Raw genomic sequence first — 7,624 nt, forward strand, 5'->3', positions numbered from 1 at the left:
CTTTAAACTTCTGTTATATTCTTTCCAGTTGCAAACTTTTTGTAGCTTTGACATACACACTTGTGGTTAAGTTTTTTGTCGATTTACTACTTTTCTTAGTTCGCAGCTACTTTTTTTTATATCTACGCAACAAGGTCTTGCAGGAATGACGGTTTTGGTATCTATGTAACAACACTCGCTTGCAATGACAAGTAAGAATGCTAAGCTACTTTTTTACTATGGTTTAAGATAAACTTTTTTATTTTTTCAAAAGCCGTATTCTCTATTTGTCTAATACGTTCCTTAGAAATATTATACTCATTGCTTAGAATATCTAGAGTTTTAGGAGTATCCGTTAATTTACGCTCTGTAAAAATACGAAGTTCTCTATCATTTAAAATCTTCATAGCATTTGATAGTAACTTCCTTTTACTGGTAGAGTCTTGCTTATTAATAGCTATAGTTTCGGGAGTAGGGCGTGTTTCCGGTAATAGTTCTATCAGTTCTCCTGATTCTGCATCGTCGCTATTTATAGGGTTGTTTAACGATAAATCAGAACCTGAAATTCTAGTATTCATCTCAGAAACTTCATTAACCGAAACGCCTAGCTCATTTGCTATTTGTACGAAATCGTCGGCAGTAATAGCCCTTGAGTATAAATTGGTAATTTTATGCTTAATTTTATTAAGGCTAAAAAATAATTTTTTTTGTGCAGCCGTTGTTCCCATCTTTACTAATGACCAAGATTTTAATATATATTCTTGAATAGCGGCTTTAATCCACCACATTGCATATGTTGATAGGCGGAAACCAAGTTCGGGATTGAATTTTTTTACTGCTTGCATTAAACCTATATTACCTTCTGAAACCAATTCGGTAATAGGAAGACCGTAAGTTCTATAGCCACTTGCAATTTTTGCAACAAGTTTAAGATGGCTCGTTACTAATTTATGTGCAGCTTGTAAATCATTCTCTTCTAAATAGGATTTCGCTAATAAAAATTCTTCTTCTTGCGTAAGTGACGGAATTTTATTGATTTTCTGTAAGTAGCTATAAAATCCTGATTCGCTAGAGATTGCTAATGCATTAATATTATTAGTCATACCAACCTTACTATTTTTCTCTATACTAACATATATATGATCTAAAATAAACTTTTTCTAGAGTATTTTTAAATAAAATCAAATAATGTCTAAAAAATCCAATAAAAATTTAGCCTTTTCCTTGTTGGGATTAATAATTAGTATGGTATTACTAAGTGTTGCTTCCGTACCTATCTATAATCTATTTTGTAAAGTTACGGGATATGGAGGTACTACTGCAAAAGAAACGATGAGTGTATATTCTAAGGTAAAAGGCACTAAACCTATAATTATCGAGTTTGATGCTAATGTTGATAAAGATTTACCTTGGCGGTTTATTCCCAGGCAACAAAGAGTGCAAATTGTTCCGGGGCAGAATACTCTAGTGTTCTATGAAACGGAAAATCTAAGCAATAACGATATAATAGGTACTTCCGTATATAATGTTACTCCAAATAAAGCAGGAAAATATTTCGTAAAAATTCATTGTTTTTGTTTTGAAGAACAATTATTAAAAGCCGGCGAAAAAGTCTTAATGCCGGTTACATTTTATATAGATAAAGATTTTGAGCTTGACCCTGAAATGCAAGACATTAAAGTACTTACTTTATCTTATAGCTTTTTTAAAGTACGAGAGATATCGTCATTGCGAGGAAATACGAAGTATTGACGAAGCAATCTCAGGAGTTTGTTGTTATTTCATGAGATTGCCACGCTCACTAACGTTCGCCCGCAATGACGGCACGGTATCCATGCAGGCAAAGCTAATCATTGATGCTCAACAACCCATTTACGAAGCCTAACAATCAGTGGAGTGTTTATAAGAGCTGTGGAAGGTAAAACTTTGCCGTTAGTATTAAAATTAATTATAGGTTCTATACCGTATATGCTATACCATGGCTTTAACGGTGAGCTATTTGAATATTTACGGTGAAACCAAGATAAGAAAGGTGCTGTTTCTTCATACTCTATTACTTTAACTGATTGCGGATTTTGGTGATATATAAGACTAAGCACCGATTGGTCGGAATGATGCCATTTATATTCATCGTAATTAGGATGAATATTATAATCTTTGCCTGAAAGAATTCTAATATCTTCACAACTTCTTAGCCATTTTTCAATAAAAGAGCGAGAAAGTGCAGTATTACGCACAACAATAACGGCACTCCAAATATGATCGTTATTTCTACATTCTTCGTTCAGACAATCCATTAAAGCAAAAGTTTCGCCTTTAACAAAACTACCGTTTTTACGATCGCGATCATGTACCAGTAATATATCATTATCGCCTAAAAGATTTGTTAAATTACTGATATGTTTTTTAATAACAAAAGCTGAATCTAAATATACTATAATAGCTCCTTCCGGTGCATTTTTCATTGTTTCAAGTATAATATAAGGCTTCCATAGCCATAACCCCGCTCCTGCAGGTTCATTAAAAATTTCTTGATTTTTTTCTATAAATGCTTGATTTATATGCTTTTTCTTATAGTTAAATATGAAATCTATACCTTTATTAATCGCATAGTGAGTAGTAGCATTTTGATTACGATAAACATATTCCGGACCGTCGGCATAAGAAACTAAATAAATAGGCTCTTTTATAGAATTCTGAATAAATAAATCTACTTTTTGTAATGATAAATCATTAATAAAACCTTGACGTGCATATTCTAAGATAATCAGTACGAAATAAATTAGAGCTAATGTAATAATCGTTTTGTATAATATTTTAAATAACATATGATTTTTGTATCCTTTAGGCTACATTATTGTAAGTTTCTCGTCATTGCGAGGAAAATTACGAAGTAATTTGACGAAGCAATCTCGTACTAAACTCCTGAGATTGCCACGCTCCTTACAGTCGCACGCAATGACGGTATTATAGCATTTTAATATATTAAAAGATAGCGTTGTAATTTAATTATAAATTTAGTATAATTTGCTGTTTGTTTAAGGTTGATATGATTAATTTAGGGGATAAGCCGTCTACTATAGTTGTCGCGATGTCAGGCGGGGTTGATAGTTCGGCGGTTGCCGCAATGTTGCATGAACAGGGACATAATGTTATAGGTATTACCTTGCAGCTATATGATCACGGTATGGCAGTAGGAAAAAAAAATGCCTGTTGTGCCGGTCAGGATATTTACGATGCTAAAATGGTAGCAAATAAGCTAGGTATTCCCCATTACGTACTTGATTATGAGAGTAAGTTTAAAGAGTCGGTAATAGATAATTTTGTTGATAGCTATTTACAAGGTGAAACCCCGCTTCCATGTGTGCAATGTAATAAATCGGTGAAATTCAGGGATCTAATTAAAACGGCTAAAGAGCTTGGAGCAGACAAGCTCGCTACCGGTCATTATGTACGAAAAGTAAATGGCGATAACGGAGCGGAGTTACATACGGGACTTGATCCAGCAAAAGACCAAAGCTATTTTTTGTTTACTACTACTAAAGAGCAATTGGAATATTTGAGCTTTCCCCTTGGGGAGCTTACTAAGGATGAAACACGTAGGCTTGCTAGTAAATTTGGGCTTGAGGTAGCAGATAAGCCCGACAGCCAAGACATTTGCTTCGTACCTGATGGAAATTATAAGAGTGTAATAAATAAAATACGTCCGGGAGCAAGCGAAAGTGGCAAAATTGTTCACGTAAACGGGTTTGAGCTAGGAGAGCATAGCGGTATAATTAATTACACTATAGGGCAACGTCGTGGCCTTGGTATAGCTTATAACGAGCCTTTATATGTAGTAAAGATTGATCCTAAGGACAATATAGTATATGTAGGACCGGAGTCTGCATTACATGTGCAGGAGTTTATAATTAAAGACATAAACTGGCTTGCAGATGAGATTAAAGATAATGAAAAGCTAGAAGTAGAAGTTAAAATTCGTTCGACAAGACCGCCTCGTCTAGCTGAAATAAGCAAACTCGACGATGATAAAATGAAAGTAAAATTTTTATCCGAAGAAAAAGCCGTTGCCCCTGGGCAAGCATGCGTTATTTATGCTGGCGAAAGAGTACTCGGCGGCGGATGGATTACTAGAGATATAAGGTAATTATTTTTGCATAAATCCGTCATTGCAGGAAAAACTGTAAGTTTTGACGAAGCAATCTCAGGAGTTTTGTTATTACTTCATGGGATTGCCACGCAGCCTATAGCTGCTCGCAATGACGAAAAAATTATTACATTAAGGAATACAAAACAAGCTCACTAAAACAGGAGAAACTAATGAGTTTTTTAAGAAAGAAAAGTTTTGAATCAGTAAAAGAGATAGGTAGCTCAAGCGGTCTTAGCAAGACGCTTGGAGCATTCGATTTAATATTACTGGGTCTTGGTGCAATGATTGGTACTGGCGTATTTGTCGTTACCGGCATAATTGCAGCTAAATATTCAGGACCTGCAGTAATGTTATCTTATGCGATTGCAGGTATTACCTGTATCTTTGTAGCACTTGTTTATACTGAACTTGCTGCAATGCTTCCGACTTCAGGAAGTATTTATACTTACTCCTATGTTGCATTCGGTGAAGTATTTGCTTGGATGATTGGTAGCGTCATAATTTTAGAATTAGGTGTTGCTGCAGGAATAGTAGCTGCAGGCTGGTCGGGTTACGTACAAGGAATATTAGCAGCAGGCGGAATCAATTTACCGAAAGAATTAACTACCGTACCGACAAATGGCGGTATAATAAATTTACCGGCATTTTTAATCTCGGTATTTATCGGATTTATTTTATATTTAGGTACTAAAGATAGTAAGAGACTAAATGCAATTTTAGTTTTCATAAAAATGGCTGCAATATTTGTATTTGTACTCGCTGCTGCTCCTCATTTCGATGCTACTAACTGGGGCAATTTTATGCCTTTCGGTTTTAGTAATGTTTTAGTAGGTGCATCTATTTTATTCCTAGCTTTTACAGGTTTTGGAACGATTGCAACCGCAGCTGAGGAATGTAAAAATCCAAAACGTGATATAATGATCGGTATTATCGGCTCGCTTGTTCTAACTACTATAGTTTATGTGACAATGGCAGGGCTTGTGACCGGTATTACACCTTTTGATCAGTTAAATAACGATCAACCACTTGCTTATGCTTTAACTATCAATAATAGCAAGATTGGCTCTGCTATTGTTGCAACCGGTGCGGTTTGTGGTATGATGACGGTGTTGATGATGAATATTTACGGTACTTCTCGTATTTTTTATGCTATTGCACGTGACGGTTTACTACCGAAAAGTTTTGCAAAATTGCACCCAAAATATGATAGTCCGTATATTACGATTGTAATATTTGCCTCTTTAGCCGCTATTCTTGGAGGATTTTGTTCTACGGAATTATTAACGCAATTAACTTCAATGGGAGCATTAATTGATTATATAACCGTCACAATAATAGTGGTATTATTTAGGATAAGATTACCTGAAGCACAAAGACCTTTTAAATGTCCGTTAGTATTTATTATTGTACCGTTTATTTTGATTGCTTGTGCTTATTTGCTATTTATTCAAATATATGACGGTGAATTTAATCTATTAACGGCAGGTCGTGCGTTAATATATTGGTTTATTACAATATTTGTTTTATATATTGTAAGATCGTTTTTTATAAAAAGAGAAGTATAGCTAATTCCAATGTCATCCTGTGGCTTGTACCATAGTACTGGACATTTTTCTTCTATGTCATTCCTGCGGAAGCAGGAATCCATCATAAAGCGAGATCAATCGAGCTCTTAAAAAAATCTTGTATAACAAGATTTTTAGCCTGGATCCCTGCTTTCGCAGGAATGACATCGAGAGCTTTTTAAAAACTGTCCGGTACTATAGAACGAACCACAGGGTGACACAGTATGCTTTGCCACTCCTCACTAATAGCCACACAAAACCACAAAATTAAGCAAATGACTGAAAAGCTGCAACCACTTCGAGGAATGAAAGATCTATTGCTGGATGATTATAAAGTTCACGACTATATAATTAACAAAGCAAGGGATGTTGGAGTATTGTACGGTTATAAGCAAATGAGTACCCCAATACTTGAGTATACAAAAGTCTTTAACCGCTCTATGGGCGAAAGTTCTGACGTAATCAGTAAAGAAATCTACAGTTTTTTAGATAAAAGCAATGAATCCGTAGCATTACGACCTGAATTTACGGCAGGTATTATAAGAAGCTTCATTTCAAACGGTTTGCAGCATAAACTACCCCTTAAACTTTTCTCTACTGGTCCTGTTTTTCGTTATGATAGACCGCAAGCAGGGCGTCAAAGACAATTTCACCAACTAAATTACGAATATATTGGTTCTAAAGGTGCTATTACTGATGCCGAAACTTTGAAGTTAGCAGTAGACATACTTAAAGCACTCGAAATAGAGCAGGATACAATCTTAGAGCTGAATTCCCTTGGATGTAGTGAATCAAGAAGTGCTTATCAGCAAAAACTGGTAGAATATCTAAATGACTTTAAAGATCAATTATCAGCAGAAAGCAAAATAAGGCTGATCAAAAATCCAATGCGGATCCTTGATTCTAAAAGTGAAATCGATCAAAAAATAGTAGCTGATGCTCCGATTTTATCTGAATATTATACCGATGAATCCAAAGAATATTTTGATGAACTGCTAAAATACCTTGATATTTTAGGCGTGAAATATAGTATAAATCCACGTTTGGTTAGAGGGCTTGATTATTACTGTCATACTGCTTTTGAATTCACTACGAAAAAGCTAGGGAGTCAATCCACTATTCTTGCCGGCGGACGTTATGACGGGCTTGCTAAAATCATGGGTAATAATGATGATGTGTCGGCTATCGGTTTTGCTGCCGGTATCGAGCGAATTGCTTTAATTCGGGAATATAATATATTTGAAGTAAAGCCGGTATTTGTATTACCTATAGGCGAAAATAATATTTGCTATGCTTTAGAAATTGTAGATAAATTACGCTTACAAAATATTTCTACTATTATAGATCCCGTAGGTAAAATAGCTAAAAGAATACAACGCGTTCTTAATGAAAATGCTCAATTTATTATTTTCATCGGTGATGAAGAGCAGGCAAATAATAATCTCAAGCTTAAAGATTTAGAAAAGCAAGAAGAATATATAGTAGATTTTGCAAAAGCTTTTGAGTTAATGAAGAAATATTAAATATTTATAACTTTTCTAAAACCTTTTCAATTATTCCTAAATTTAACCACGACATCTAAAAATATGATTATTATAAACGATTTAGCCATGAGTTATGGTGCAAGAATACTATTTACCGATGTAAATTTGCATATTAAAAATAATAAAAGATATGGTTTAGTAGATGCTAACGGAGCAGGTAAAACAACTTTTTTCAAGGTCTTGACTAAGGAAGAAGAACCGGCTTTCGGTGATATCAACATACCTAAGAACTCTAAAGTAGGTTGTTTAAAACAAGATCAATTTCTTTATGAAAATACTAAAATTATAGATACGGTAATAGCAGGAAATAAGGAGCTATGGAAAGCTTTACAGGAAAAAGAAGAGATATTAAATAGATAAAATGTAATAGTTGAGATTTAATCTTA

At 34.5% G+C, this 7,624-nt stretch carries 8 protein-coding genes; 6 read left to right on the forward strand and 2 right to left on the reverse strand.

The features are described from left to right. Positions 1-200: 200 nt before the first annotated feature. Positions 201-1,082: an RNA polymerase sigma factor RpoH gene (gene rpoH / locus KYQ89_RS05270; RefSeq protein ID WP_218460706.1), complete on the reverse strand. Its 882-nt coding sequence runs from the start codon at positions 1,080-1,082 to the stop codon at positions 201-203. A gap of 85 nt (positions 1,083-1,167) precedes the next feature. Between rpoH and KYQ89_RS05275 the strand changes: the two genes are divergently transcribed. After that, a complete protein-coding gene (locus tag KYQ89_RS05275) occupies positions 1,168-1,731 on the forward strand; it encodes a cytochrome c oxidase assembly protein (RefSeq protein ID WP_218460707.1) in 564 nt (187 codons plus the stop codon). Positions 1,732-1,829: 98 nt separating this feature from the next. On the opposite strand, the gene KYQ89_RS05280 is transcribed toward KYQ89_RS05275, so the two are convergent. Beyond that, a complete protein-coding gene (locus KYQ89_RS05280) occupies positions 1,830-2,807 on the reverse strand; it encodes a hypothetical protein (protein ID WP_218460708.1) in 978 nt (325 codons plus the stop codon). A 221-nt stretch (positions 2,808-3,028) separates the two neighbouring features. On the opposite strand from KYQ89_RS05280, the gene mnmA reads away from it, so the two are divergent. The 5 genes from mnmA to KYQ89_RS05305 all read left to right on the forward strand — a co-directional run bounded on the left by mnmA (position 3,029) and on the right by KYQ89_RS05305 (position 7,598). After that, positions 3,029-4,126, forward strand: a complete 1,098-nt coding sequence (gene mnmA, locus KYQ89_RS05285; RefSeq protein WP_218460709.1) for a tRNA 2-thiouridine(34) synthase MnmA — start codon at positions 3,029-3,031, stop codon at positions 4,124-4,126. Positions 4,127-4,132: 6 nt separating this feature from the next. Next, positions 4,133-4,285, forward strand: coding sequence for a hypothetical protein (locus tag KYQ89_RS05290; protein WP_218460710.1), 153 nt, complete (start codon positions 4,133-4,135; stop codon positions 4,283-4,285). Between the two features lie 14 nt (positions 4,286-4,299). Further along, entirely contained in the window at positions 4,300-5,694 is a 1,395-nt protein-coding gene (locus KYQ89_RS05295) for an amino acid permease (protein ID WP_218460711.1), read from the forward strand. 275 nt (positions 5,695-5,969) lie between these two features. Next, on the forward strand, positions 5,970-7,217 hold the full coding sequence (gene hisS / locus KYQ89_RS05300; protein WP_218460712.1) for a histidine--tRNA ligase: 1,248 nt from the start codon (positions 5,970-5,972) through the stop codon (positions 7,215-7,217). Between the two features lie 63 nt (positions 7,218-7,280). After that, on the forward strand, positions 7,281-7,598 hold the full coding sequence (locus KYQ89_RS05305) for an ATP-binding cassette domain-containing protein (protein WP_218460713.1): 318 nt from the start codon (positions 7,281-7,283) through the stop codon (positions 7,596-7,598). The last annotated feature ends 26 nt before the right edge of the window (positions 7,599-7,624 follow it).

It is taken from the genome of Rickettsia sp. TH2014 (assembly GCF_019249195.1).
Taxonomy (GTDB): domain Bacteria; phylum Pseudomonadota; class Alphaproteobacteria; order Rickettsiales; family Rickettsiaceae; genus Rickettsia; species Rickettsia felis.

Excerpts from the sequence above, each read along its gene's own strand:
- rpoH (WP_218460706.1), bottom strand. The coding sequence starts at position 1,082 with ATGACTAATAATATTAATGCATTAGCAATCTCTAGCGAATCAGGATTT.
- KYQ89_RS05275 (WP_218460707.1), top strand. The coding sequence starts at position 1,168 with ATGTCTAAAAAATCCAATAAAAATTTAGCCTTTTCCTTGTTGGGATTA.
- KYQ89_RS05280 (WP_218460708.1), bottom strand. The coding sequence starts at position 2,807 with ATGTTATTTAAAATATTATACAAAACGATTATTACATTAGCTCTAATT.
- mnmA (WP_218460709.1), top strand. The coding sequence starts at position 3,029 with ATGATTAATTTAGGGGATAAGCCGTCTACTATAGTTGTCGCGATGTCA.
- KYQ89_RS05295 (WP_218460711.1), top strand. The coding sequence starts at position 4,300 with ATGAGTTTTTTAAGAAAGAAAAGTTTTGAATCAGTAAAAGAGATAGGT.
- hisS (WP_218460712.1), top strand. The coding sequence starts at position 5,970 with ATGACTGAAAAGCTGCAACCACTTCGAGGAATGAAAGATCTATTGCTG.
- KYQ89_RS05305 (WP_218460713.1), top strand. The coding sequence starts at position 7,281 with ATGATTATTATAAACGATTTAGCCATGAGTTATGGTGCAAGAATACTA.